Genomic DNA, 24,441 nt, shown 5'->3' with positions numbered 1-24,441 from the left:
ACAAGAGCGTGATCCGATGCAATCGGATCATGCTCTGGAGCGGCCGCGGCTTTCGATCAGCCGGCCCGCGATGAAGAGGATATCGAGCGAAATGCTTGCGAGAGATCACAGCGTTGCAGTCGACCCGGTCGCGCTGGAGAAGAGTATCTCCAAGGCAACCGAAGCGCTGCTCGGCTATCGCCAGTCCGACGGACATTGGGTGTTCGAGCTCGAGGCCGACAGCACCATTCCGGCCGAATATGTCCTGCTGCGTCACTACCTGGCCGAGCCGATCGATGCCGGGCTCGAGGCCAAGATCGGCAACTATCTGCGCCGCGTCCAGGGCGCCCATGGCGGCTGGCCGCTGGTGCATGACGGCCCGTTTGACATGAGCGCCAGCGTGAAGTCGTATTTCGCGCTGAAGATGATCGGCGATTCCGTCGACGCGCCGCACATGGCGCGGGCGCGCGAGGCGATCCGTTCGCGCGGCGGCGCTTCGGGCAGCAACGTGTTCACGCGATTCCTGCTCGCGCTCTATGGCGTCGTGACCTGGCGCGCGACGCCGGTGCTGCCGATCGAGATCATGCTGCTGCCGATGTGGTCGCCATTCCACATCAACAAGATCTCCTACTGGGCGCGCACCACCATGGTGCCGCTGATGGTGCTTGCCGCGCTGAAGCCGCGTGCGAAGAATCCGAAAGGCGTCGGCATCGACGAACTGTTCCTGGAGGATCCGAAATCGGTCCGCATGGCGCCGAAGGCGCCGCATCAGAGCGCCAGCTGGTTCTATCTGTTCCGCTCGCTCGACGCCGTGCTGCGGGTGATCGAGCCGATGTTTCCGAAGAGCCTGCGCCAGCGCGCGATCGATGCCGCGCTCGCCTTCACCGAAGAGCGGCTGAATGGCGAAGACGGCATGGGCGCGATTTATCCGCCGATGGCCAACATCGTCATGATGTACGAGGCGCTCGGCAAGGACGAGAATTTCCCGCCGCGCGCCATCACCCGCCGCGGCATCGACAAGCTGCTTGTGATCGGCGAGCACGAGGCCTATTGCCAGCCCTGCGTCTCGCCGGTGTGGGACACCGCGCTGGCCTGTCATGCGCTGCAGGAAGCGGGCGGCGACGACACCCTGGCCAAGGCCAGGCAGGGCCTCGACTGGCTGAAGCCGCGCCAGGTGCTGGAGCTGAAGGGCGATTGGGCGGTCAAGGCGCCGGACGTCCGCCCGGGCGGCTGGGCGTTCCAGTACAACAACGACCATTATCCCGATCTCGACGACACCGCGGTGGTCGTGATGGCGATGGATCGCGTGCGGCGTCATACCGGAACCAGGGAATATGATGAGTCCATCGCGCGCGGCCGCGAGTGGATCGAGGGGCTGCAGAGCCGCGACGGCGGCTGGGCCGCGTTCGACGTCAACAACCTCGAATATTACCTCAACAACATCCCGTTCTCCGATCACGGCGCATTGCTCGATCCACCGACCGAGGATGTCACCGCGCGCTGCATCTCGATGCTGGGCCAGCTCGGCGAGACCGTCGAGAGCAACAAGGCGATGGCTGACGGCGTCGCTTATTTGCGCCGCACCCAGCTTGCCGAGGGCTCCTGGTACGGCCGCTGGGGCCTGAATTACATCTACGGCACCTGGTCGGTGCTCTCGGCGCTAAATGTCGCAGGGGTCGATCGCAACGACCCGATGATTCGGAAGGCGGTCGACTGGCTGGCGTCAGTCCAGAATCAGGACGGCGGCTGGGGCGAGGACGCCGTCAGTTACCGGCTGGATTACAAGGGTTATGAAGTTGCGCCTTCGACCTCCTCGCAAACGGCATGGGCTTTGCTTGGATTGATGGCGGCCGGAGAGGTCGAAAATCCCGCTGTTACGCGCGGGGTGGAGTACCTAAAGGCAACACAGACGGAAAAAGGGCTGTGGGACGAGCAGCGATACACAGCTACGGGGTTTCCGCGGGTATTTTACTTGCGATATCATGGCTACTCGAAGTTCTTTCCGCTCTGGGCGCTGGCGCGGTATCGAAATTTGAGAAGCACCAATAGCAGGGTGGTAGGGGTCGGGATGTGATTGTTGAGGCGGGGGCCGCCGAGACCGTGGGCAGTAGAATTGATCCTCGGCCGGTATTGATTGTGACTGGATTGGTGCAGGAGGCTCGCATCGCGGCAGGCCCCGGCATGATCGTAATCTGCAGTTCGAGCGATCCGCAGCAGCTGCGTGAGTTGCTCGCGACGCTGGATCCGACCACCTTCCGTGGCGTGATTTCGTTCGGCGTGGCCGGCGGGCTCGATCCGTCGCTCAAGTCGGGCGACGTCGTGGTTGCGACCGAGGTGATGTCGGGCGATACCCGTTTCCTGGCCGCATCCGCGCTGAACGAAGAGATGATCGCCAGCGCCGCGCTGAAGCGCCGCAGGATCGTCCGCGGCAGTCTCGCCGGCGTGGAAGAGGTGATCGCAGCAAAGGCCTGCAAGGCCGCTCTGCGCTCGATGACGGGCGCAGCCGCAGTCGATATGGAGAGCCATATCGCGGCGGCCTATGCCGCCAAGGCCCGCATTCCGTTTGCCGCATTGCGCGTAATCAGCGATCCCGCGCACCGGGCGCTACCGGAACTTGCGAAATCCGCGGTGAAGCCGAACGGCGACATCGACCTGCGCAAGGTGCTGCGCGGCATCGCCCGCAATCCACGGACGCTGCGCGCGCTGGTGTCGACCGGAATTGACTTCAACCGCGCGCTGCGCTCGCTGCGCAGCTGCCGGGGCTTCCTGCTCGGCAACGAGGTGTTGATGCCGGTGGAAGACGTTCTGATCACAGCGAAGGCGGCCTGATCCGCTGCGCCGGGCAGGGACCGGGTTTCTCACCGCATCAAGCTCAACTCACAGGCCCGGTCGCATCGCGATCGGGCCTTTTGCTTTGATGCCCAAAGGTTTTGCTCGATGCCACGCTGTTCCGGTTCCGCGCGGTCAGCGGGACTTGCGGGTCGGCTGTGCGGTGAGACCCCCGTATCCCTGTTCCTCGCGCCCGTGGGTCGCGCCTCCAGCCTATGACCGCCGGCAGCGCGGCGGCGCCCCGGGAACGGCCCCACGGCCGCAGGGCGCCGGGTCGATACTTGACAGCTACGCCTATTCGTTCGAAAATGAACCATGATCCTTTATTCATGAATCAAGGTTCACCATGGCAATCGCTGCCGTTCGCCTCAACCAACTGGTCGAAACCAAAGCGCGCATTCTCGATGCCGCCAGGGAGGCCGTGGCGCTGAGTGGCTGGAAGGACGCCCAGATCGCCCTGATCGCCTCACGGGCCGGCGTGGCCACGGGCAGCGTGTATCGCTACTTCGACTCCAAGGCGGACCTGTACGCGCAGGTGCTCGGCCTGGTGTCTGAGCGCGAGGTGGCCGTGGTCGCCGCGATCGTCGAGGCGGAAGGCTCGGCGTCCCAATGTCTGGTGGATGCGATCTACACCTTCTCGGTCCGGGCGATGCGCGGCCGCCGCCTGGCCTACGCGTTGATCGCCGAACCCTGTGAACCCGAGATCGACGCGGCGCGCCTGAAATACCGGGCGGCCCTGGCCGATCAGATCGCAAGGCTGGTCCGGCGCGGCATCGCCGGCGGTGAGTTCGTCGAGATCGACGCGAACGTCGCGGCATCCTGCGTGACCGGCGCCTTCATGGAAGCGCTGGTTGGTCCCCTCGCGCCCGAAGCGGCCCCTGATTCCGACGCGGCGAAGGCGATCGCACAGTCGATCGCGGGGCTTTCCGCGCGCATGCTGTTTCGCCACGCCACGCCTGAACTCACCCCCGTATCGCGAGTCTCCGCATGAACGCGCGTGTCCAGCTGGTTGCCGTCGCTGAAGCGAAAGCCGCTCCGTTCGCGACCCATGAAGTACGCAATCAGGCGCGGCCAGCGCTCGGCTTCAATGCGTTCGATGACGACCGCGCGTTGAGTGGCCTGATCGCAACGATCGCGCCTTGGGCGAAAGATAAGCTGTCAGCGCTCGGCGCCCATGCCGGCAGCGAATCCGTGCAGGAGGCGGCACGGCTGGCCAACGAGCATGAACCAAAGCTCCTGACCCATGACCGGTATGGCAACCGCAATGATTGGGTCGAATTTCATCCGGCCTGGCATCAATTGATGGCGCTGGCGTTCCGGAGCGAGGTGCATAGCCTCGCCTGGTCGACGCGCGAACCACACGGCCATCTGGCGCGTGCGGCGCTGAGCTATCTCTGGAATCAGATCGAGAACGGCGTCGGCTGCCCCACCGGGATGGCGTACGCAGCGATCGCCGGGTTCTCCGGCAAGCCGCAATTCAATTTGTGGCGGGAGCGAACGCTGGCGGCGGACTACGATCCGCGGCGGCTTCCGATCGAGGCCAAGCGCGCCGCGGTCATCGGTTACGCCATGACCGAAAAGCAGGGCGGTTCCGATCTGCGTGAGACCCAGACCACCGCGCGCTTCGTCGAGCGCGGCGCGTATGGCGAGATCTATGCGATCACCGGCCACAAATGGTTCTTCTCGGTGCCGGTGGCCGACGGATTCTACACGCTGGCGCGCACCCAGTCCGGCGTCAGTTGCCTGTTCGTGCCGCGCCTGCTGCCGGACGGCAGCGCCAACCGCGTCCACATTCAACGCCTGAAGGACAAGTGCGGCAACCGCTCGAACGCGTCGAGCGAGATCGAGTACCACGATACGTGGTCGATCCTGGTTGGCGAAGAGGGCCGCGGCATCGCGGAAATCCTTTCGCATGCGCATCTGACGCGGCTGGATTTCGCGGTCGGCTCCGCCGGGCTGATGCGCCAGGCGCTGAGCCTCGCCCTCAACCACGCGCAAACGCGAACGGCGTTCGGCAAGCCGATGTCCGAGCTTCCGATGCAGCGCAACGTGCTCGCCGACCTCGCGCTCGAGAGCGAGGCGGCGATGCTCGGCGCGTTTCGGGTCGCGCGCGCGACCGACGGCCTGCAGACAAGCGAACACGAGCGATTGCTGGCGCGGGTCGCGACCCCCGTGATGAAGTTCTGGAACTGCCAGCGCGCGCCGGCCTTCACCTATGAATGCCTGCAGGTGCATGGCGGCAACGGCTTCATCATGGAGAATCCGATGGCCCGGCTCTATCGCGAGGCGCCATTGAATTCGATCTGGGAAGGCACCTCGAACATGATGTGCATGGACGTTTTGCGCGCCATGCAACGCGATGCGAATTGCCGGGACGCATTCGTCGACGAGTTGCGTGCGAGCAGGGGCCTCAATCCGATCTATGACCGAAGCACGGACGATCTCGCCGATAGCTTGCGTGCTCGATACCCGGACGACGGGCACGCGAGAGCGCTCGTCACCCGCATGGCCCATGCGCTGCAGGCCGCCGAGATGCTGAGGCATGGCGACGCCGCTGCCGCCGATCTGTTCGTGAAATCCAGGCTTGGCGCGGACGGGATGCAGGTATTCGGCGGGCTTCCATCGTCGGAAGACCTCAGCCGTATCGTCGAGCGCGCCTCCGTCATCCGACACCAAGGGCCCGAGTAACATGCGTCAGACCGAAGTTTGTGCCGTCAACGATATCAGGGCCGTCGTGGGAGAACAGGAGTGGGCAACCCGCGTCGATCTTGCGGCGTGCTACCGCCTGGTCGCGCTCTACGGAATGACCGACCTGATCTACAACCACATCAGTGCACAGGTCCCGGGGCATCACGATCAGTATCTGATCAATCCCTATGGCATGCTGTACGAGGAAATCACCGCGTCGAGCCTCGTCAAGATCGACATCGAGGGCCGGACCCTGCTGCAGCCCGACCACGGCTACAACGTCAACGTGGCCGGCTTCTATCTGCATGCCCCGATCCATCGCGCGCGACCCGACGTGAAGTGCGTCCTGCATACCCACACCAGGGCAGGCACCGCCGTCAGCACGCTTGCCGAAGGGCTGTTGCCGCTGTCGCAGACGGCGATGCGGTTTCACGGTCGGATTGGCTATCACGATTTCGAGGGGCCGGCGATCGATCGGGAGGAATGCGACCGGGTCGTCGCCGATCTCGGCCGCAACAATGTGCTGGTGTTGCGCAATCATGGCCTGCTGGTTTGTGGCAACACGATTCCGCAGGCGTTTAATGCGATCTATTGGCTGGAGCAGGCCTGCCGGATCCAGGTCGACGCGCTCGGCTGTGGCCGGCCGCTGCATGCGCCGACCGAGATGGCGATCGGCAACACGGTGACCTGTTTTGCCGGCACCGAGATCACGCTGGATAATGAGCGCGACACCAATCCGGTGCTGAATGAAGCGGCGCAAAATCAGCAGGCCGGCTACGGCCTGCTGGAATGGCCGGCGCTGCGGCGCAGACTCGACCGCATCGACGGGAGCTACGCGCAATGAGCACGGCGCTGGCGGCGTTGCGGATCGGCGTCATCGGCGCCGGCCGCGTGGCGCAGACGCTCGCGCCGGCGTTCGCCCGCGCGGGGCTGAACGTCGCGGCGTTCTACAACCGCGGTGCCGATGCCGCGCAGCGGCTCGGATCCCGCATCCCGTCGGCGCGGCCGATGACGGATGCGCAGCAGGTCGTCGACCGCTGCGACATGGTTTTCCTGACCGTGAGCGACGACGCGATCCTGCCGGTCTGCCGCGACTTGCGCTGGGAGCCGCGTCACCGCGTGGTTCATTGCAGCGGCGCGACCGAACTGGCCGCGCTCGATCATGCGAAATCCGCAGGCGCCGCGACCGGCGGATTTCATCCGATGCAGATGTTCGCCAATCCCGACGTCGCGCTCGAGGGGTTGCGCGGATGCACCGTCGGCATCGAGGCAGAGGGCGACTTCAGGCGTAACCTGGAATTGCTTGCGACCCGCATCGGTTGTGAACCGCTGGCGCTGCCGGCCGGTGCGCGGGCGCTCTATCATGCGTCGGCATATTATGTCGGTCCGTTCCTGATCGCGCTGCTCAAGGAGGGCGTCGAGCTCTGGAAGAGCTTCGGCGCCAGCGAGGCCGACGCGTTGCGCGCGATGATGCCGCTGCTACGGGGGACGGTCGCGGCTGTTCTCGACGGTGGATTGGCCAATGGCATGGGCGGCTGCGTGGCGCGCGGCGACGTCGGAACAATCCTCAAGCATCTCCGGGCGCTGGATGAGCGCTTTCCTCCATCCGGCGCGCTGTATCGTGAGCTCGCTTTGCGCAATGTCCCGCTCGGGATCGAGCGCGGCACACTCAGTGCGCCGCGCGCGGCGGAGATCGAGAAATTGCTTCTGCGCACGAGACCGGAAGAGCAGGCGGCATCCTGATCCAGGAAAAAAGCCCCGGTTCGCTGAACCGGGGCTTTCATGTTTCTGCTTTCGCTCACATCGCGCGTCAGGCGGCGGTCGAGGCCTTCGCCTGCTGCTTGGCGGCGGCGGCCGCAGCCTCGTCGCGGCGGATCTCCGAGAGCCTCTTCTGCACCTGCTCGGCGAAGATGTACTGCGCCGGACGCTGCTTCGACATGTCGATCTCGGGCGCCATCGGGCCTGATGTCCTGATGCCGCGCAGCGCGACCCACATCGCCTTCAGCGGATTGTTGATCGCAGCGGTCGCCGCGGTCGGCTCGTAGCCGCAATGGGCCATACAGTCGGCGCACTTCTCGTACTTGCCGGTGCCGTAGGTGTCCCAGTCGGTGGTGTCCATCAGCTCCTTGAAGGTCTTGGCGTAGCCTTCACCGAGCAGATAGCAGGGCTTCTGCCAGCCGAAGATGTTGCGCGCCGGCATGCCCCAGGGCGTGCACTCGTATTCCTGGTTGCCGGCGAGGAAGTCGAGGAACAGGCCGGAATGCATGAAATTCCACTTCTTGCCCTTGCCGAGCGCAAAGACGTCGCGGAACAGCTTCTTGGTCTTGGTGCGGTTGAGGAAGTGCTCCTGGTCGGGCGCACGCTCATAGGCGTAGCCCGGCGACATCGAGACGCCGACGCCGAGCTCGGTGGTGAAATCGAGGAACTTGGCGATCTCCTCGGCCGGGTGACCGTCGAAGATGGTGGCATTGACGTTGACCGTGAAGCCGCGCGCCTTCGCCGCCTTGATCGCCGAGACGGCGCGATCGAACACGCCCTTCTGCGACACCGCCTTGTCGTGATGATCCTTCAGGCCGTCGAGATGCACCGAGAAGAACAGATAGGGCGACGGCTCGAACAGGTCGAGCTTCTTCTCGAGCAGCAGCGCATTGGTGCACAGCGAGACGAACTTCTTGCGCGCCACGAGGCCGCGCACGATCTCGCCGATCTCCTTGTGGATCAGTGGCTCGCCGCCGGGAATCGCCACCATCGGCGCGCCGCACTCATCGGCGGCATCCCAGCATTCCTGCGCCGTCATACGGCGATTGAGGATCGCATCGGGATAGTCGATCTTGCCGCAGCCGACGCAGGCGAGGTTGCAACGGAACAAGGGTTCCAGCATCAGCACGAGCGGATAGCGTTTGCGGCCAAGCAGTTTCTGCTTGATCAGATAACCGCCGATACGCATTTCCTTGAAGAACGGTATAGCCATTAGACGATTTCTTTCTGCACTTATCAAAGGGATGTGGGTTCAGATCAGCCCGTAGTCAGTTCGGCCGGCAGCCGGAATTCGATATTCTCTTCTCGGCCCGGAACGACCGAGACCGACACCGGTCCGATCCGCCGCAGAGCCTCGATCACATCGTCGACCAAAACTTCGGGCGCAGAAGCGCCCGCGGTAATGCCGACGGCCTTCGCATCCTTGAGCCAATCCGGATTGAGTTCGCTCCCATCGGCAATGAGATAACTCGCGACGCCGACCTCGGTGCCGATTTCACGAAGCCTGTTCGAGTTGGAACTGTTGGCGGCCCCAACCACCAAAATGACGTCAACCCGTTTGCTCAGGTCCCTTACCGCAGATTGGCGGTTCTGTGTCGCATAGCAGATATCCCTGATATCCGGGCCTTGAATATCTGTAAATTTTGCCTGAAGGGCCGCGATAATGTCCCTGGTGTCGTCCACGGACAGGGTGGTCTGGGTGATGTAGGCGACCGGCGTATCGCTCGGCAGCCTCAGTTCCGCCACGTCCTGGACACTCTGGACCAGCAGGACCGGCCCCGGAACCTGGCCCATGGTTCCCTCGACCTCGGGATGGCCGGCGTGCCCGATCAGGATCAGGGCGCGGCCCTTCGAGATATAGCGCTTGCCCTGGTTGTGGACCTTGGTGACGAGCGGGCAGGTGGCATTGAGCACCGGCAGGTCGCGGGCTTCCGCCTCCGCCTCGACGCTCCTAGCAACGCCATGGGCACTGAAGACGGTCACCGCCTTGGCCGGCACTTCCGAGAGGTCCTCGACGAAGATCGCGCCCTTCTTCTTCAGGCTCTCGACGACGTGTTTGTTATGCACGATCTCGTGGCGGACATAGACCGGCGGCCCATACTTCTCGATCGCGCGTTCGACGATCTCGATCGCGCGCACAACGCCCGCGCAAAAGCCGCGCGGCTGAGCAAGAAACACTTCCATCTGACGTTCGTTACGCAAATTGCACCAATCTCGTTCAATGCCCTGCGGCCTTTTCGGCAACGCACTCCACAGGTCGGACGTCGCAACGTCAGTTGCAATGTCCGAGCCATCACAGTTCCTGGACGGGATCTGCGCCCCAAGCGCATGGAAATACAGCGATTTGTGGCAAAAAGGTAGCGGTTCGATGGGGCGTGGTCACGGACGAGGGGCGTTAGAGGTAATGTGGTGTGGGTTTCGACCCCTGCGACCGTCCGTCTCCCTCACTTGTTCGTCACTTTATCGCCCACTGATGCGGTTTATACCGGCCATTCGTGGCCGTTCCTGTGGTTTGGAACCTCCTCGCCGTCCCGTCGAGGAAGATAACCAAAACAACATTAGATCGGTCCCGGGAACTCCGCTACAGAGCGGGCGTTTTCGGCCATGCTTCCCCGAGATAGAAAGAAACGAAGTGCTGACAAATATTGTCGTCTCCGTTGTTAGAACCTGTACGCGTTTTGCCCTTCCGGTTGTGATTATCTCTGTCCTGTTGTCGATCGGCGCCGGCTTCTACACGGCCCGCAACTTCTCGATCAACACCGACATCAACAAGCTGATCTCGCCGGATCTCGATTGGCGCAAGCGCGACAACCAGTTCGAGGAAGCATTTGATCGCGAGCGGCTGATCCTGGCGGTGGTCGAGGCAGCGACGCCGGAGCTGACCAGCTCGGCCGCGAAGGCGCTCACCGCGAAGCTGCAGGCCGACAAGAAGAACTTCGAGGCGATCACCGCGCTGGGCTCCGGCGAATTCTTCGAGAAGAACGGCCTCTTGTTCCTGCCGACCGAAGAAGTCGGCAAGGTCGCGGGCCAGCTCGAATCGGCCGCGCCTCTGATCGAGATCATGGCCGGCGATCCCTCGATACGCGGCCTGACCGGCGCGCTCGAGACCGGCCTTGCCGGCGTCAAGCGCGGGCAGGTCAAGCTCGACAATGCCGCGCCGCCCTTCAACCTGATCTCCGAGACGGTCGAGACCGTCCTCGCCAAGGGCAACGCGACCTTCTCGTGGCGCGAGCTCACCAGCGACAAGCCGCTGACCGATTCGGACAAGCGCGCCTTCATCGAGATCAAGCCGATCATCGACTATTCGGCGCTGGAGCCGGGCAAGGCCGCGACCGATGCGATCCGCCAGGCGGCGGCCGATCTGAAATTCCCGACTGAATATCACGCGCGCGTTCGCCTGACCGGACCGGTGCCGATCGCCAACGAGGAATACGCCACCGTGCAGGACGGCGCGATCACCAACGGCATCGGCACCGTGGTGATCGTGCTGGTCATCCTCTGGATGGCGCTGCATTCCGGCAAGATCATCTTCGCCGTGTTCGTGAACCTGTTCATCGGGCTTGCCATCACCACGGCGGTCGGCCTGATGATGGTCGGCTCGCTGAACCTGCTCTCGATTGCCTTCGCCGTGCTGTTCATCGGCCTCGGGGTCGACTTCGGCATCCAGTTCAGCGTCCGCTACCGCTCCGAGCGCTTCAAGAACGACAATCTGACGCTGGCGCTGGAAAACGCGGCGCGCCGCTCGGCGGTGCCGTTGTCGCTCGCCGCGATGGCGACCGCTGCCGGTTTCCTCTGCTTCCTGCCGACCGACTACAAGGGCATCTCGGAGCTCGGCAAGATCGCCGGCGCCGGCATGCTGGTGGCGTTCGTCACCAGCATCACGGTGCTGCCGGCGCTGCTCGATCTGCTCAATCCGCCCGGCGAGAAGGAGCCGGTCGGCTACGCCTTCCTGGCGCCGCTCGATAACTTCCTGGAGAAGCATCGCGTTCCGATCATCGTCGGCACGCTGCTGGTCACGGTCGCGGGCTTGCCGCTGCTCCATTACATGAAGTTCGACTTCAACCCGATCAATCTGCGCAATTCCAAGGTGGAATCGATCGCGACCTTCCTCGACCTGAGGAAGGATCCGAACACCGGCGCCAATGCCATCAATGTGATGACGCGCTCGGAAGCCGACGCCAAGAAGATCGAGGCCAAGCTCGAGAAGCTGCCGGAAGTGTCGCGCGTGATGTCGCTCGACAGCTTCGTGCCCGACGACCAGCCGGCCAAGCTGAAGCTGATCGCGCAGGCGGCCAAGACGCTCGGCCCCGCGCTCAACCCGGATTCGGTCGATCCGGCGCCGTCGGATCAGGAGAATGTCGAGTCGCTGAAGAGCTCGGTCGACGGCCTGCGCAAGACCGCGGGCGACGGCAAGGGGCCGGGTGCGCTGGCCGCGCGCCGGCTCGCCGACGCGCTGCAGAAGCTCGCCGATGCGAATGAGGCGACCCGCGACAAGGCGCAGGACGTATTCGTCGCGCCGATGAAGATCGTGTTCGATCAGCTCCGCAATACGCTGCAGGCCCAGACCGTCACGCTGCAGAACCTGCCGCCGGAACTCGTCGCCAGCTGGAAGACCAAGGACGGCCTGATGCGTGTCGAGGTGGAGCCGAAGGGCGATCCGAACGACAACGACAATCTGCGCCGCTTTGCCGACGCCGTGCTCGCCGCCGAGCCGACCGCGATCGGCGGACCGGTCTCGATCCTGAAGTCGGGCGACGTCATCGTGAAGGCGTTCATCCACGCCGGCATTCTGGCGCTGGTCACGATCGGCCTGCTGCTGTGGCTCACGCTGCGCCGCGTTGTCGACGTGCTGATGACGCTGGTGCCGCTCCTCGTCGCCGGCATCGTCACGCTGGAGATCTGCGTCTTGATCGGGCTGCCGCTCAACTTCGCCAACATCGTCGCGTTGCCGCTGCTGCTCGGCGTCGGCGTGGCGTTCAAGATCTACTATGTCACGGCGTGGCGGCAGGGCAGGACGAATCTGCTGCAGTCGAGCCTGACACGCGCGATCTTTTTCAGCGCGCTGACCACGGCGACCGCGTTCGGCAGCCTGTGGCTGTCGAGCCATCCCGGCACCGCCAGCATGGGCAAGCTGCTGGCGCTCTCTCTCGTCACCACGCTCGCGGCGGTGTTGCTGTTCCAGCCGGCGCTGATGGGCAAGCCGCGCGAGGTCAAGGAGGAGGACATCGCCAACGACGTCACCTGACGCGCTGGCGATTCACTGTCGAACCGGCTTGGCGGCAGGCGCCGCCGAGCCGCGATGTCAGCGGATGGTGTTCCCGCAGGTTCCGCTAATGCGTCGGTCGCGCGATGTCGGGGAGCAGGCAGATATCGCCCACGGCGTCAGCCTGCGCATTGGCGTTGCCCGGGGCCTGCTTTTGAGCCGGCTTGGTGGCCGGCGCTACGGCGCCGGTGGTTTTCTGCGGTGCTGTTGACTTGGGCTGGGTGCCCTTCGCCGCCGGGTTGCCGGCGGCGCTCGCCGGAATCGGCGGACCGACGCGGGTCCAGGTCTCGCCGCCGCACAGGAAGCCGAGCACGCAGCCCTGGATCTCGAGCTGATCGGTGCCGACGGGCTTGATGGTCGAGCTGTAGAGCTGGCCGTCCTTGGCGTTGTAGACCTGACCTTCCCACGCATCGGCGCCGGCCTTCTTCTTCATGTCGATCAGGATCGGCATGCCGAGCGTCGGCCTGCTCTGCTTCGCAGGATCAGGATTGTTCCTATCCTTGCCGCCCGGGGTTTTTTCCCAGGATACCGCACCCCACATGTTGCCATTACACTGGGCGACGCGGATGGTGGCGACACCGTCAGCGACCTTCCAGTCGCCGGTCGGGTCCGCTGCAAGTGCCGGTGATAATACGGTGGCCAAAAATAAACCTGAAAAGGCTATTGTACGCGCGAAAGTTCTTGGGCAGTGCAACATGGTCCAAACCTGTGCTTAACTGGACGATCCGAGCGGGGGCAAAACGCCGCTAGCGAGCGTTTTAAGTTGACGAGATGGCCATCAACCGACGTATGTGACGAATGGTAAGTTCCAATTTAGACGTTTCCGAGATTTTTGTGGAGCGCGAGGGGCAGCGCGGTGCCATGCACACGCGTCACCTCAACGAGCAGCTCGTTCGCGTTCTCAAGACCATCGGCTACGACGTCGGCTTCCAGAAGGGGCAAGGCCAATACCTCTTCGATCGTCAGGGGGCTCGTTACCTTGATCTATTGAGCGGATTTGGCGTTTTTGCGATTGGCCGCAATCATCCGGCCCTGCGCCAGGCGCTGAAGAGCGTGCTCGACGCCGATCTGCCCAATCTCGTGCAGCTCGATGTCTCGACGCTCGCCGGCGTGCTCGCGGAACGTCTTCTGGAACATGTTCCATATCTGGACAAGGTCTTTTTCGCCAATTCCGGCGCCGAAACCGTCGAAGCCGCGATCAAGTTCGCGCGCGGCGCGACCGGCCGCCCCGGTATCGTCTATTGCGGGCATTCGTTCCACGGCCTGTCCTACGGCGCGCTGTCGCTGACGGATGATTCGAATTTCCGCGGCGGATTCGAGCCGCTGCTGCCGGGCTGCACTCCGATTCCCTTCAACGATCTCGAAGCGCTGGAGAAGGCGCTGTCGTCGCGCCAGGTCGGCGCCTTCATCGTCGAGCCGATCCAGGGCAAGGGCGTCAACATGCCCACCGACGAGTTCCTGCCCGGCGCGCTGGCGCTGTGCCGCAAATACGGCACGCTGTTCATCGCCGACGAGATCCAGACCGGCATCGGCCGCACCGGAAAATTCCTCGCGATCGAGCATTGGGGCATCGAGCCCGACATGGTGCTGCTGGCGAAGGCGCTGTCCGGCGGCCACGTGCCGATCGGCGCGCTGCTGACGCGCAAGAACATCTTCGACAAGATCTTCAACCAGATGGACCGCGCGGTGGTGCATGGCTCGACCTTCGCCAAGAACGATCTCGCGATGGCCGCCGGCATTGCCACGCTCGACGTCATCAAGGCCGAGAAGCTCGTCGAGAACGCCGCCAAGCGCGGCGCCGAGCTCCGTCTTGCGCTGACGCGCATGGTGCCCGGCTATGAACTGATGAAGGAAGTTCGCGGCAAAGGCCTGATGATCGGCGTCGAGTTCGGTCCGCCGAAATCGCTGCGGCTCAAGGCGTCGTGGAATCTGCTGGAGACCGCCAACAAGGGCCTGTTCTGCCAGCTGATCACGGTGCCGCTGTTCAAGGATCACAAGATCCTAACCCAGGTCGCGGGCCACGGCCTCCACACCATCAAGCTGCTGCCGCCGCTCATGATCACCGAAGCGGACTGCACCTGGATCGAGAAGTCGTTCGACGACGTGATCGCCGGCAGCCACAAGGTGCCCGGCGCGATCTGGTCGCTCGGCAAGACGCTGGTCGACAACGCGGTGCGCAAGTCGGCGTAGGCCTCACGATGTAGCCCGGATGAAGCGAAGCGAAATCCGGGATTCTCACAACTGGCAAGACCGTTCCCGGATTGCGCTGCGCTGCATCCGGGCTACAAGATTTCACCCCTCCTTGTTGGCGCGCATCGCGCCCTCGAACTTGTCGCCGAACTCGCTCAGCTCGTCGGCGCCGAGATCACTGACCGCCCAGTAGTTCAGGCCGCGGTCGCTCCAGCGGCGGATATTGAAGCCCTGCAGTGTCGAGATCTTCGCCGCCTTGCGTTCGGTGTTCGCGGTCTGCGCCACGAACAGGTTGATGACGTGCTGGCGCCGCTTGTAGACCACGGCGCCGATCTCGCGGGCGTTGACGTAGTCGAGCCGGCCGCCGATCAGCGTGAAGCCCTGCGCGGTGAGATCGATCACCGGCGGCGAGACGTCGAGCTTGCCGTTGAACCAGGGCTTGACCGTGTGCTGATCCGTCGAGATCACGTCGGTGAGGTGGCCGGCCTGCAGCGAACGCAGATGCGCCGACACCACCTCGTTCTCGATGCGCTGCTCGTCATCGTTGCGCAGCACGATCGCGACAAGGCCGGTCGCTGCCATGGCCGACACCGCGGAGCCCAGCGCGAAGCCGCGCAGCACCGAGCGCCGGCTCGGCGCCGCCTGCACTTGTGGTTGCGGCAGCGACTTCTCGATCCTGCGACGCAGCTCGAGCGGCGCCTTGTAGCGCAAATCGCTCTCGGCGATCGCCTGGCGGATCTCCTGATACTCCTTCATGAGCGCGGCACAATGCGCGCATCCCTCGACATGGGCTTCCACTTCGCGCGCATGGCCGGCGTCGAGTTCGCCGTCGATTAGCGCGTGGATCAGCACTTCGGCTTCCTCGCAGGTCATTTCGCTTGCTCCTGTTCCGCAAGCCAGGCCGATCGCAGCATGGCGCGGGCGCGCGCGAGGCGCGACATCACGGTGCCGACCGGCACGGCGGCGACATCGGCGATCTCGCGGTATGAAAGATTCTGGATTTCCCTGAGCACGAAGGTCTCGCGGAACGGCTCGGCAAGCGCCGCGACCAGCTTGCGCACGGTTTCGCCGTCGAAGCGGCGCAGCAGCTGCTTTTCCGGGGTCTCCGGGGCTTCATTCCACAGCGGGGTCTGCTCGCCGCCTTCGGGCAACTCCTCGACCGCGGTCGGGGCGGTCTTGCGCCTTGCATATTCGGCACGGCAGACATTGCGCAGGATCGCGAACAGCCACGGCTTCATCGCAGGTCCGCGGTAGCTGTCGAAATGCTTGTAGGCGCGCAGATAGCATTCCTGCACCGCATCCTCGGCGTCGGCGGCATCGCGCAGCAGATAGCGGGCCAGCGTATAGGCGTCGTCAAGGTACGGCAGCGCGGCCTCGCGGAAGCGCCGCGCCTTTTCGGGATCGTCTTGCGACGCGTTGACAACCATCGTGTCCTGTCCGGCATGTCGAGAGACGGCTCGTGCCCGGCCGGGGGCGGAGGGCCACCGGCCGGGCATGGTTGTGATTGTATGGGTTGTCACGTTACCCAACCTTGACACTGCCTGTCATGTGCGGATGCAGCGAGCAGAAATACTTGTACTCGCCGGGCTCCGTGAAGGTGAAGGAGAAGGTGCCGTCGGTATCCATGGTCTTGGAGCGGAATTTGCCCGCGCACACCACGGTGTGCGGGATGTCGTCGCGGTTGGTCCAGGTCACTGTCGTGCCGACCTTCACGTCAAGCTGGGGCGGGGTGAACGAGAAGTTGTCGATGTGAACCGCGGTATCTTCGGTGCGGGCCGCCGTGACCGGCAGCAGCATGGTCGCGACCACGGCGATCCCGAAGTCGCGTCGATTGATCGAACTCATCGGTCTTGTCCCTCAGTCTTGCAGCGGCGTGTCGATGATCGCCAGCGGCTGGCTGTTCTGCTTGAAGTTGATGCTGGCGACGCCGAGCATGCTGCGCAGCTTGGCATCCTCCACCTTCATCGGGCCGGGCGAGGGGGCGGAGCCCGGCGCCGGCTGCGGGAAGGCGGTCGAACGCGCGGTGTGGAAGGTGACGTTGCCCTCGACCTTCTGCATTACCTGGTGGATGTGGCCGTTGAGCACCGTGACCGAGCCGAAGCCCTTGACGTATTCCAGCGCGCGGGCGCCGTCCTCGGTGCCCCAGCCCCATTGCGGATAGACCGTCCACAGCGGGATGTGGGCGAACAGCACGATCGGCATCGACTTCGAGCGGCCCTTGAGGTCGTTCTCCAGCCATTCGAGCTGCTCGTTGCCGAGATTGCCGAGGCCGCCGCCCTTGAGGTCGACGACGTTGACGAGGCCGATGAAATGCACGCCGCCGGCATCGAACGAATAGTAGCCCGGACCCTTGGTGCCGCGGCCGTAGCGCTCCTTGTAGAGCTTGACCTCCTCGTCGATGAAGTCGTGCTCGCCCGGCACGTAGTGCACGTCGAGCTTGGCCTGCGAGATGATGCGATCGGCGTCATCGAATTCGGACGCCTTCGACAGATGCGTGATGTCGCCGGTGTGGATCATGAAGGACGGCTTGACCGGCATCGCCCGGACCTTGTTGATGGCCTCTTCCAGCGTGCCGATGGCGTTCGGGTTGGCCGGCTTGTCGAAGCCGACATGGCTGTCGCTGATCTGCATGAAGGTCATGCCGGGCGCAGCTTCCGCAGCCGCGGCCGATCCGATGATGCCGAGCGAATGCGGCACGCCGCCGGTGACGGTCCACAGCACGCCGGTGCCTGCCCAGGTCATGCATTCCAGCACCTTGCGTCGGCTAACGCCTTTTTCCTCATCGCGATGGTCGTGATCGTGTCCGCTCATGGCAAGTCTCCCGTGGGCCCAGGGATTGGGTTTCCGGGGAGATGATCGGCGGGGCCGGGGCTTTATTCCCGACGCTTTGGCGGGGCCGAGGGCAGGGATGACGATTTCGTGAGGTACGACGCCGGTCTGCATGATCGGTGGGCGCAGGGGACCGCGCGACAGCTCGACGCAAGGGCAAGATGCGCAATTGAAGCGTTGCTGCTTGCGGCGTTATCGACCCGGCAAACCACTGATCGAGCGGAGGAAAACATGGCTGACGTCACCGGCGGCTGTCACTGCGGCGAGATCCGTTACGAGGTGACCGGCGAACCGGTCGTCCATGCTTTGTGTCACTGCACCGATTGCCGGCGCCACGCTGGCGCGCCGATGGTTGGCTGGGTCATGGTGGCCGAGGACATGGTCAAGGTGACCAAGGGGCAGCCCAGGATCTACCGATCCTCGGAGCACGGCCGGCGGCACTTCTGCGCGAACTGCGGTAGCGGACTTTTCTATACCAACGGCAACATGCTGCCCGGGTTCATCGACATCCAGAGCGGCACCTATGACGATCCCGACGCGGTGCCGGCCACGATGCATATCCAGGTCGCGGAGCGGCTGCGCTGGATGGAGGATGCACACGAGCTGCCGACCTTCGATCGCTTTCCGCCGCCGGAATGACCGCCGGTTGATGAACGCGGCGCTGCCTCTGGCGAAGCGGCGATGCGCGCCGCGACATGGAATCGCCCCGCAACGTAGACGCCTGCGCCCGTTTGGCTTTACTCGTCCTCGTCTTCCGGACCGCCGCGCTGCTCGATCGCATTTCGCACGCTACGCATGACAGCGAACGACACGAACGCCATCCTTCTCTTCTGATCATCGCTCAATGTCTTGTAGAGCGGCTCCCAGGCATCGGCGAGCTTCTTGAGGTCGGTCCCGCGCTGAATCAGCCGATCCGCCCTGCGCTGCATGAATTCGACCGGATTGCCTTCATGCATTCCGTCCATCGGTCCGTTTTCGTGCAATTCGGCAATGCGCTCCAACCGAGCCTGCCGATTTTTCGCTCTGGTGCGGATCGCATCCTCGATGGCCGGCCAGTACTTCTCCTGATCCGGAGTCAGCTGCAAGGCGGCCTTGACGATGCCGACGCGCATGTCGGTCAGGCTCTTCAGGTCGGCGGCGCTGGGTGGCGCAACGCCGACAGTCGGGGATGTCTCTGCTGCGATGGCGAGAGACGAGGTTGTCATCAAAAGTGCAATCGCTGCGGCGGCTGCGTTCCTCGTCATTGCAAACTCCTGAGCTGCTTTTCTTGGACGTCCCGAGAAGGAAAACATAGCCGGATCGGCTGCCGGTTGATCTAGGTCAAAGGGGCAGGGAGCCGGAGGCAGGAACGCTCTTCTGACCGTTCGCAAAATACCGAGCGACGTCGGCTGTTTGCGGGTTGAGCTAGATCAAGCGCGGGCGGTCCATGGTGTTCAGAAATTGCTGTCCAACTCCCACCGACCGGGCGGTCCCATGCACCTTCTGCTCAAGGAAATTCGTCACAATCCATTATTCTGGATGCTTGTCTTCGTGCCGATTGTGCTGGTGGTCGAGACGGCAGCTCCGTCCGCCCACACAGCACTGTTTGTGCTCGCCGTGCTGGCCATCGTGCCGTTGGCTGCCCTTCTCAGCCACGCGACGGAAAGCGTCGCGGAGAAAACGGGCGACGCAATCGGAGGCTTGCTCAACGCAACCCTGGGCAATCTGACCGAGCTGATTATCGCGATCGCTGCGCTGCATGCCGGCGAATACATGCTGGTGAAGGCATCGATCGCTGGTGCCATCGTCACCAATTCACTCTTCATGCTCGGCGCATCGTTCCTGCTCGGGGGGCTCCGCCATCACGTTCAGGAATATAACCGGGCCGGCGGGAGGATGTACGCAGCGCTGCTGCTGATGGCCACGATTGCGTTGCTTGCGCCCTCGGCTGTTGCCGACCTCGATCCGGCGCGCGGCGAGGCCATGGCGCTGGCTCTCAGTACGGGCCTCGCTGTGCTGCTGATATGCGCCTATGGGCTCGGCTTGCTGTTCTCGCTCAAGACACACAAGGAGCTGTTCGCAAGCGAGGAGCATGGCGAAACCGGCGGCGCCGGCTGGCCGATCGGACTTGCGTTAGGCACCCTTCTCGTCGTCACGGTGCTGGTTGCACTGGTCAGCGAAATATTCGTTAGCTCGGTGCAGAAAGCGGGCGAGACGCTGGGATTGAGCCCGGCGTTCGTCGGTTTCATCATCGTCGCGCTGGTCGGCGCCGCGGCAGAAATGGCGGTCGCGTTTTCTGCGGCGCGCAAGAACCGTCTCGATATGAGCGTCAGCATCGCGCTCGGCAGCGCGTCTCAAATCGCCTTGTTTGTCGCGCCGGCGCTGGTGCTTCTGAGCTACGTCGTCGGTCCGAAGCCGATGGATTTGCAGTTCTGGCCGGGCGCCGTGACGATGGTCATGATCGCCTCCGCGACGTCCTGCTTCATCACCAACAGCGGACGGTCGGCATGGTTTATCGGCGCCTTGCTCGTGCTCATCTATGTGATTTTCGCCATGACCCTGTACATGGTGCCACCTGGATCGCACGGCCCGGTTTGATCAACGGCGAGCGTTGCCGGCACCAATCCGGACGAGGGCGCGTGTTCTTCGTCGCGTTCACGCGGACCCCTGATGGCTTTAGAGCGGTAGCTCGCTCTGACCGCGCGTCCAGTCGATGATGTCGATCTGGAGCCCCCGTTTCAGAATCTCGGCCTCAAGATTGCTGGCATGCCGCTTCCATTCGGCCGTCGACCGGACCCGGAATTTTGGATCTTCACCGTTTGCCTCGAACTCATCGTCGGCTTCGAGCGCGCCGCGAACAGCCTCGTACATCATCTTAAGGCTCGCGTCGGTGAAGGCGTTGTACTCCATCGAGCCGTCTCCTTGGAAAAGCAAAATTCAAGGGACCGCCACGATGGCGATCATGGCGTCTCTTTGCGATCGATCCATTCAAAATGGACATGCCGATGCCTGAACGAAGCTCGACAGCGAGCCGGTGCGGTGCAACCGCATGTCCATCCATTGCAGCTCAGCCGGATCAATACTGCGGGCAGACCATTTGCCCGTATTCATTGTAGTAGCAGCTTTGGTTGCCGTAGTAGCCATAGGCGCCATACGCGCCGGCTGCGGCTGCAGCGCCGACGGCGGCAGCACCATAACCCCAGCCCGGCCGATAGTAGCCTCTGCCGTAGCCGGGATAGCCGGCGACCGGGCGGCCAGGGCGCCCTGCAATCGGTCGACCGGGATAGCCCGGACGCCCTGCAATCGGTCGGCCACCTGGACGGCCGGCAACGCGATATCCTCCACCGTGAACTCTTCCGCCGCCTACATGCATGCCACCGCCACGCATCCCGCCGCCGTGAAAGCCGCCTCCGCCGCCGCGGAAGCCGCCGCCTCCTCCGCGACGGGCATAGGCGTCATCAGGAATCAGGCAGACAGCGACGAGAACCAGAGCCGCCAGAGCGGCGAGGATGCAACGAAGCATGGCGTGTCCTCCCTATGGGACAATTTGCGAACGGCGACACTGCGACAATTTCGCCTCGCGAGATTGACGTAGATCAACGGAATGCAGCAGGGCGCGCATTCCAAAAGGGTCAGGCAGCTGTCATCAACCCCAGGCACAATCTGTACTCTGCTGCCGAAGCATCTTGCCTGGAATGCGAACGTGAGTTCCATGGCATTTGCTTTTCGCCTCAGTCAGGCGACAGCCATCGTTTCATTGCCGAGTTCACCTGGTGTTTTTACCTCCTGCAGAACGCAGCCAAGAGGATCAACGTGCGCAAAGCGGATGTGACGTGCGCGTGCTGTGGCGCAGGTTTCCGGCGGTTGGAGCTATGGTCCGAACCTGGCACCAAAGGTGAGTATCGCTGTCCCGTTTGCGACTACTTGCTCGAGGCCTTCGATGGCACCAACCTGATCGCCTATCGGCTGACGATCCAGCCGGTGCGCGCGCCGGTCTCCTCGGCGAAGCTGTTCGACGATCAACAATAGCCGGACGATTGGTTGCCGCGAGCGCGCTTCGGTTTCTGAGGTAACGGCTGACGCCATGACTGTTTGGCCGTGTCACTGCACCGATTGGCGCAGCATCCCGGCGCGCCGATGGCCGACCCGGTGATGGCCGCAGAGGACGCAGTCAAAGTGACCGGAGCAGAACTACCTGTCGTAGGAGCACGGTCGGGGGCGGGTCGCTCGCACCCTCGTCGGATGGTCTCGGTGCTTGCTTGCTCGGGCGGCCGGGGCGCCGGCTAGTTCTTGACGGCATACAGAGGCGTTCTGAACGTCAGTTGATAGGCCGGTTTCGGCACCCACATGATTTCGGCTGTGACGCCAAACAGTCGGTTGTCATTATCGTCCACGCGGTCGAGATCGAACCGCACGATCGGTTGCGCAAAGGGCTGAATCGATGCGAGGTTCAGAAGCTGCGCGCCCTCGAAGGATTGCACGCCCACGCGGCCGGTAAATTTCCAATTGTTCGGCCATTGATAGTAGCCGCCGACATAGGCAATCGTGTTGGGGTTGATCCTTCCCAGCGCACCGTCGACGTCGGTTCGCGTGTATTGGAAACCGCTGAGGAAGCCTCTGGTCTCATCGGAATCGAGCGCATAGTCAAATTCGAGAATGTGGTTGAAGGAGGTTGTGCTCAGTGGACCATCGGGAATCGACTTTGTGATAGTCGACTGCAGCGTCACGGTAGGAAAGGTTCCACCGTTCTGCTCGTAAAGGTCGGCCTGGAAGCCGATGTTCCAGCTTGTGATTTGAAGGGACGAAAAGCCGGAGCTTCCAAAGCTCGTCGAACTTCCGGAGACGCCGGCATAGAGCGAGGCGCTCTCGGTGACATCGACCGTCAGCGGAAAATCCATATTGAGGGATTTCGCTGCTGGCAGGCCGACCGGAGATGCCGCGCCGCCTGATGTCGCAAGCGTCTGCGTATTGAACAGCGTCGGATGGCCAAAGCCGAACGCGAGCGATCCTGCCGGAACCTGTGCGTAGATCGTCCTGAGGTCGAGATAGATCGTCGGCACCGAAGCATTGGCAAGGCCATCATCGTTTGCGGCAAAGGCCTGCGCAACCGGGACGGCGATGAGCAGCGCGCACAATGCCGCGCTCAAGATCGATCCGGGAGCCAGGAGCCCCGCGTTGTTACGTGGCGGCGCGTTCAAGGCGAGAACCTTCCCTAGGCGCGGCGATTGCCATTGGATCGGGAGGCAGGCCGATCGATCGTGGCTTGTCCGTTCCTCGACCTCTGCCGAAACTCCCGTGGGGTGCAGCCGGAAATCCGGCGGAAAGCCCGCGTGAAGTGGGCAGGGTCGGCATAGCCCGACGAGAATGCAACGTCGATGATCTTGATTTCTGTGCTGCCCAGAAGCTTGGCCGCATTGTTGAAGCGAGCCTGCTCAAGCAGACCCGAGTATGTCAGACCAGCGAGCGAAAGCCTCCGCTGCAGACTCCTGGTGCTCACGCCCATCATCTCGGCGGCCTGCATGATCGTGAGGCCTCCTTGATCAAGGTAGGAGGGCAAGCTTAGCTTCAGTGCGCTGACGACGTCCTTTCCGAATGACTGCGGCTCGTGATCGGCGGGCGTCGGCCGAACGTCGCTTGCGGGATTTGCAAGACTGAGGAGTTCTACCGGCACTTCGATCCATGACGCCTTTTGACCCGACATGAAGCGCGTGTTCGGCCAATGCGACTGGACCTCCGGGCTCGGCGTGTAGAGTGCTTCAAACGCAATCACTCTCGGAGACCAACTGATCCCGGCGAACTGACGGACGATGTGCAGGACGAATATGTTCTGAAGCCACTGGGATATCTCAAGATGGGAAATGCCCTCCGTTCCAATAAGCTTGCTGCAAATCTTCAAATTCTCGCCGCTTGGCTCGAGCCATAGTTGGAGGATCGTATCTTGGCACGGCGCCCACCGGCATATTTGCTGCAGGGCAACCAGAAGCGTTGGCGCATGGCGCACCCGCGCCCGCATGGCTTCGCTCAAATGTTCGAACGACAGTCGTTGGGCTGCGCGAAAGGCAATTTCCGATAGGCCCTGCTTTTGCTGAGCGGCCGTCGCGAACCGAACCGCCGGCAGCAAAGGCACGTAATGATCCGCTTTTTCTTCAAAGGACGTCGGGAGTTGAAATTTGGCGAGAAGTGCTGCCGTCGAGCCGCCTATTTCAGAATGGAGCTCAGCGAACGGGATCAGAAATTGACAACGGGTCAATGGAATGACGGTCATTACTACCTACCCAAGAAGTTTTGCCGCGATCGCAGCTTAGCAGGCCGGAACTCGTCTTGCGTTGTCTTTATCGCGCAACCAGCTGCGACGAATTCCGATTGGCGAAAGTTTTGGCGGCTGATGGCCAGATCGGTGGGCGAAGCTGCATTATCTTGAAGCGTCGTTTCTCCTGCAGGAGCACGGGCTTCACGCCTCAAACCAACCGATGAGAGCTGTCCGATTGCCTTCAGCCCAGGCGGTCCGCGCAGTCATTGTCGCGTCGCTGCGACACGGTGACGCAACTCTTGATAGCACCGCTCACGCCCTCAAGATCAGCTCGCGCACGTTGCAGCGACACCTTGGTCGCCTGGGCACCAGCCACAGCGAAATGCTCGCGGAAGTTCGCTTGAACATCGCTTGCCGCTTGCTCGCAGACTCAAGCAAGCGGCTGTCGGAAATCGCGAAATTCGTCGGCTATAGCAACGCCAGCAGCTTCAGCCGCAGGTTCGTGCGTTTGATGAAAATCCAACCTATCGTTTACAGGCAGCGGCAACTTGCCGATCGGCAGGGCCAAGCGGGCCATCGCAAGAGATCCCACACCGCTGGGCCATGACAATTCCGATCATTGGCGCGAAATGGCAAGACGCGCGATTTGAATTGGCGCGAAATGCTTAGCGAAGCT

Annotated in this window: 24 protein-coding genes; 12 read left to right on the top strand and 12 right to left on the bottom strand. The window is 63.1% G+C overall.

Going from position 1 to position 24,441, the window contains the following annotated elements; all coding sequences use genetic code 11:
• Window positions 1-91: 91 nt before the first annotated feature.
• From shc to J2R78_RS02515, 6 genes are all read left to right on the top strand, one after another.
• Complete coding sequence (gene shc / locus J2R78_RS02540) at window positions 92-2,053, top strand: squalene--hopene cyclase (protein ID WP_253609588.1); 1,962 nt, start codon at window positions 92-94, stop codon at window positions 2,051-2,053.
• Window positions 2,050-2,808, top strand: a complete 759-nt coding sequence (locus J2R78_RS02535) for a phosphorylase (protein ID WP_375166704.1) — start codon at window positions 2,050-2,052, stop codon at window positions 2,806-2,808. The genes shc and J2R78_RS02535 overlap by 4 nt, the downstream gene beginning before the upstream one ends.
• A 346-nt stretch (window positions 2,809-3,154) precedes the next feature.
• Window positions 3,155-3,799, top strand: coding sequence for a TetR/AcrR family transcriptional regulator (locus J2R78_RS02530; protein ID WP_028338692.1), 645 nt, complete (start codon window positions 3,155-3,157; stop codon window positions 3,797-3,799).
• The gene (locus tag J2R78_RS02525) at window positions 3,796-5,496 is read left to right on the top strand and encodes an acyl-CoA dehydrogenase family protein (protein WP_253609587.1); all 1,701 of its coding nucleotides are present in this window, start codon (window positions 3,796-3,798) and stop codon (window positions 5,494-5,496) included. Before J2R78_RS02530 ends, J2R78_RS02525 begins: the two co-directional genes overlap by 4 nt.
• 1 nt (window position 5,497) lies before the next feature.
• Window positions 5,498-6,340 (top strand): class II aldolase/adducin family protein, encoded by an 843-nt coding sequence (locus J2R78_RS02520; protein WP_253609586.1) that lies wholly within the window; start codon window positions 5,498-5,500, stop codon window positions 6,338-6,340.
• Window positions 6,337-7,239: a Rossmann-like and DUF2520 domain-containing protein gene (locus J2R78_RS02515; RefSeq protein WP_253609585.1), complete on the top strand. Its 903-nt coding sequence runs from the start codon at window positions 6,337-6,339 to the stop codon at window positions 7,237-7,239. Before J2R78_RS02520 ends, J2R78_RS02515 begins: the two co-directional genes overlap by 4 nt.
• Before the next feature lie 67 nt (window positions 7,240-7,306).
• Here the strand turns inward: J2R78_RS02515 and hpnH are convergent, their stop codons facing one another.
• A complete protein-coding gene (hpnH, locus tag J2R78_RS02510) occupies window positions 7,307-8,467 on the bottom strand; it encodes an adenosyl-hopene transferase HpnH (RefSeq protein ID WP_253609584.1) in 1,161 nt (386 codons plus the stop codon).
• A 44-nt stretch (window positions 8,468-8,511) separates the two neighbouring features.
• Window positions 8,512-9,438 carry a 4-hydroxy-3-methylbut-2-enyl diphosphate reductase gene (ispH, locus tag J2R78_RS02505; RefSeq protein WP_253609583.1) on the bottom strand — a complete coding sequence of 309 codons (927 nt, stop codon included), beginning with the start codon at window positions 9,436-9,438 and terminating at the stop codon, window positions 8,512-8,514.
• A 448-nt stretch (window positions 9,439-9,886) separates the two neighbouring features.
• Between ispH and J2R78_RS02500 the strand changes: the two genes are divergently transcribed.
• Window positions 9,887-12,499: an MMPL family transporter gene (locus tag J2R78_RS02500; RefSeq protein ID WP_253609582.1), complete on the top strand. Its 2,613-nt coding sequence runs from the start codon at window positions 9,887-9,889 to the stop codon at window positions 12,497-12,499.
• A gap of 85 nt (window positions 12,500-12,584) precedes the next feature.
• Here J2R78_RS02500 and J2R78_RS02495 read toward each other — a convergent pair whose 3' ends face one another.
• Complete coding sequence (locus J2R78_RS02495) at window positions 12,585-13,214, bottom strand: DUF2147 domain-containing protein (protein WP_253609581.1); 630 nt, start codon at window positions 13,212-13,214, stop codon at window positions 12,585-12,587.
• A gap of 101 nt (window positions 13,215-13,315) precedes the next feature.
• On the opposite strand from J2R78_RS02495, the gene hpnO reads away from it, so the two are divergent.
• Window positions 13,316-14,707, top strand: coding sequence for an aminobacteriohopanetriol synthase HpnO (hpnO, locus tag J2R78_RS02490; protein WP_050387129.1), 1,392 nt, complete (start codon window positions 13,316-13,318; stop codon window positions 14,705-14,707).
• Window positions 14,708-14,809: 102 nt separating this feature from the next.
• Here hpnO and J2R78_RS02485 read toward each other — a convergent pair whose 3' ends face one another.
• The 4 genes from J2R78_RS02485 to J2R78_RS02470 all read right to left on the bottom strand — a co-directional run bounded on the left by J2R78_RS02485 (window position 14,810) and on the right by J2R78_RS02470 (window position 17,518).
• Window positions 14,810-15,580 carry an anti-sigma factor gene (locus J2R78_RS02485; RefSeq protein ID WP_253609580.1) on the bottom strand — a complete coding sequence of 257 codons (771 nt, stop codon included), beginning with the start codon at window positions 15,578-15,580 and terminating at the stop codon, window positions 14,810-14,812.
• Window positions 15,577-16,134 (bottom strand): sigma-70 family RNA polymerase sigma factor, encoded by a 558-nt coding sequence (locus tag J2R78_RS02480; protein ID WP_018270594.1) that lies wholly within the window; start codon window positions 16,132-16,134, stop codon window positions 15,577-15,579. Before J2R78_RS02480 ends, J2R78_RS02485 begins: the two co-directional genes overlap by 4 nt.
• Window positions 16,135-16,228: 94 nt before the next feature.
• Complete coding sequence (locus J2R78_RS02475; protein WP_253609579.1) at window positions 16,229-16,552, bottom strand: cupredoxin family copper-binding protein; 324 nt, start codon at window positions 16,550-16,552, stop codon at window positions 16,229-16,231.
• Between the two features lie 12 nt (window positions 16,553-16,564).
• Complete coding sequence (locus J2R78_RS02470; RefSeq protein ID WP_253609578.1) at window positions 16,565-17,518, bottom strand: metallophosphoesterase; 954 nt, start codon at window positions 17,516-17,518, stop codon at window positions 16,565-16,567.
• Window positions 17,519-17,767: 249 nt separating this feature from the next.
• Between J2R78_RS02470 and J2R78_RS02465 the strand changes: the two genes are divergently transcribed.
• Window positions 17,768-18,175 (top strand): GFA family protein, encoded by a 408-nt coding sequence (locus J2R78_RS02465; RefSeq protein WP_253609577.1) that lies wholly within the window; start codon window positions 17,768-17,770, stop codon window positions 18,173-18,175.
• Between the two features lie 98 nt (window positions 18,176-18,273).
• Here J2R78_RS02465 and J2R78_RS02460 read toward each other — a convergent pair whose 3' ends face one another.
• Window positions 18,274-18,828, bottom strand: coding sequence for a Spy/CpxP family protein refolding chaperone (locus tag J2R78_RS02460; RefSeq protein WP_233475477.1), 555 nt, complete (start codon window positions 18,826-18,828; stop codon window positions 18,274-18,276).
• 181 nt (window positions 18,829-19,009) lie between these two features.
• Here J2R78_RS02460 and cax point away from each other — a divergent pair, with 181 nt between their 5' ends.
• Entirely contained in the window at window positions 19,010-20,113 is a 1,104-nt protein-coding gene (gene cax / locus J2R78_RS02455) for a calcium/proton exchanger (protein ID WP_253609576.1), read from the top strand.
• A gap of 78 nt (window positions 20,114-20,191) precedes the next feature.
• Here the strand turns inward: cax and J2R78_RS02450 are convergent, their stop codons facing one another.
• Window positions 20,192-20,425, bottom strand: a complete 234-nt coding sequence (locus tag J2R78_RS02450) for a hypothetical protein (protein WP_253609575.1) — start codon at window positions 20,423-20,425, stop codon at window positions 20,192-20,194.
• Between the two features lie 166 nt (window positions 20,426-20,591).
• Complete coding sequence (locus J2R78_RS02445) at window positions 20,592-21,038, bottom strand: hypothetical protein (protein ID WP_076833062.1); 447 nt, start codon at window positions 21,036-21,038, stop codon at window positions 20,592-20,594.
• A gap of 14 nt (window positions 21,039-21,052) precedes the next feature.
• On the opposite strand from J2R78_RS02445, the gene J2R78_RS02440 reads away from it, so the two are divergent.
• Window positions 21,053-21,544 carry a hypothetical protein gene (locus J2R78_RS02440; protein WP_253609574.1) on the top strand — a complete coding sequence of 164 codons (492 nt, stop codon included), beginning with the start codon at window positions 21,053-21,055 and terminating at the stop codon, window positions 21,542-21,544.
• 254 nt (window positions 21,545-21,798) lie between these two features.
• Here the strand turns inward: J2R78_RS02440 and J2R78_RS02435 are convergent, their stop codons facing one another.
• Complete coding sequence (locus J2R78_RS02435; protein ID WP_256560420.1) at window positions 21,799-22,713, bottom strand: hypothetical protein; 915 nt, start codon at window positions 22,711-22,713, stop codon at window positions 21,799-21,801.
• 14 nt (window positions 22,714-22,727) lie between these two features.
• Window positions 22,728-23,780 carry an AraC family transcriptional regulator gene (locus tag J2R78_RS02430; protein ID WP_253609572.1) on the bottom strand — a complete coding sequence of 351 codons (1,053 nt, stop codon included), beginning with the start codon at window positions 23,778-23,780 and terminating at the stop codon, window positions 22,728-22,730.
• A gap of 205 nt (window positions 23,781-23,985) precedes the next feature.
• On the opposite strand from J2R78_RS02430, the gene J2R78_RS02425 reads away from it, so the two are divergent.
• The gene (locus J2R78_RS02425; protein WP_253609571.1) at window positions 23,986-24,372 is read left to right on the top strand and encodes a helix-turn-helix domain-containing protein; all 387 of its coding nucleotides are present in this window, start codon (window positions 23,986-23,988) and stop codon (window positions 24,370-24,372) included.
• Window positions 24,373-24,441 lie beyond the last annotated feature (69 nt).

Origin of the sequence: Bradyrhizobium sp. USDA 4538, assembly GCF_024171045.1 — a bacterium.
Classification (GTDB): domain Bacteria; phylum Pseudomonadota; class Alphaproteobacteria; order Rhizobiales; family Xanthobacteraceae; genus Bradyrhizobium; species Bradyrhizobium australafricanum.
This window is presented reverse-complemented; position numbering and strand designations above follow the sequence as displayed.

Coding starts and splice junctions, on each gene's coding strand:
- J2R78_RS02460 (WP_233475477.1), bottom strand. CDS start 18,828: ATGTTTTCCTTCTCGGGACGTCCAAGAAAAGCAGCTCAGGAGTTTGCA.
- J2R78_RS02450 (WP_253609575.1), bottom strand. CDS start 20,425: ATGGAGTACAACGCCTTCACCGACGCGAGCCTTAAGATGATGTACGAG.
- hpnH (WP_253609584.1), bottom strand. CDS start 8,467: ATGGCTATACCGTTCTTCAAGGAAATGCGTATCGGCGGTTATCTGATC.
- J2R78_RS02445 (WP_076833062.1), bottom strand. CDS start 21,038: ATGCTTCGTTGCATCCTCGCCGCTCTGGCGGCTCTGGTTCTCGTCGCT.
- J2R78_RS02495 (WP_253609581.1), bottom strand. CDS start 13,214: ATGTTGCACTGCCCAAGAACTTTCGCGCGTACAATAGCCTTTTCAGGT.
- ispH (WP_253609583.1), bottom strand. CDS start 9,438: ATGGAAGTGTTTCTTGCTCAGCCGCGCGGCTTTTGCGCGGGCGTTGTG.
- J2R78_RS02430 (WP_253609572.1), bottom strand. CDS start 23,780: ATGACCGTCATTCCATTGACCCGTTGTCAATTTCTGATCCCGTTCGCT.
- shc (WP_253609588.1), top strand. CDS start 92: ATGCTTGCGAGAGATCACAGCGTTGCAGTCGACCCGGTCGCGCTGGAG.
- hpnO (WP_050387129.1), top strand. CDS start 13,316: ATGGTAAGTTCCAATTTAGACGTTTCCGAGATTTTTGTGGAGCGCGAG.
- J2R78_RS02530 (WP_028338692.1), top strand. CDS start 3,155: ATGGCAATCGCTGCCGTTCGCCTCAACCAACTGGTCGAAACCAAAGCG.
- J2R78_RS02470 (WP_253609578.1), bottom strand. CDS start 17,518: ATGAGCGGACACGATCACGACCATCGCGATGAGGAAAAAGGCGTTAGC.
- cax (WP_253609576.1), top strand. CDS start 19,010: ATGCACCTTCTGCTCAAGGAAATTCGTCACAATCCATTATTCTGGATG.
- J2R78_RS02485 (WP_253609580.1), bottom strand. CDS start 15,580: ATGACCTGCGAGGAAGCCGAAGTGCTGATCCACGCGCTAATCGACGGC.
- J2R78_RS02475 (WP_253609579.1), bottom strand. CDS start 16,552: ATGAGTTCGATCAATCGACGCGACTTCGGGATCGCCGTGGTCGCGACC.
- J2R78_RS02525 (WP_253609587.1), top strand. CDS start 3,796: ATGAACGCGCGTGTCCAGCTGGTTGCCGTCGCTGAAGCGAAAGCCGCT.
- J2R78_RS02465 (WP_253609577.1), top strand. CDS start 17,768: ATGGCTGACGTCACCGGCGGCTGTCACTGCGGCGAGATCCGTTACGAG.
- J2R78_RS02440 (WP_253609574.1), top strand. CDS start 21,053: ATGGGACAATTTGCGAACGGCGACACTGCGACAATTTCGCCTCGCGAG.
- J2R78_RS02515 (WP_253609585.1), top strand. CDS start 6,337: ATGAGCACGGCGCTGGCGGCGTTGCGGATCGGCGTCATCGGCGCCGGC.
- J2R78_RS02480 (WP_018270594.1), bottom strand. CDS start 16,134: ATGGTTGTCAACGCGTCGCAAGACGATCCCGAAAAGGCGCGGCGCTTC.
- J2R78_RS02425 (WP_253609571.1), top strand. CDS start 23,986: ATGAGAGCTGTCCGATTGCCTTCAGCCCAGGCGGTCCGCGCAGTCATT.
- J2R78_RS02520 (WP_253609586.1), top strand. CDS start 5,498: ATGCGTCAGACCGAAGTTTGTGCCGTCAACGATATCAGGGCCGTCGTG.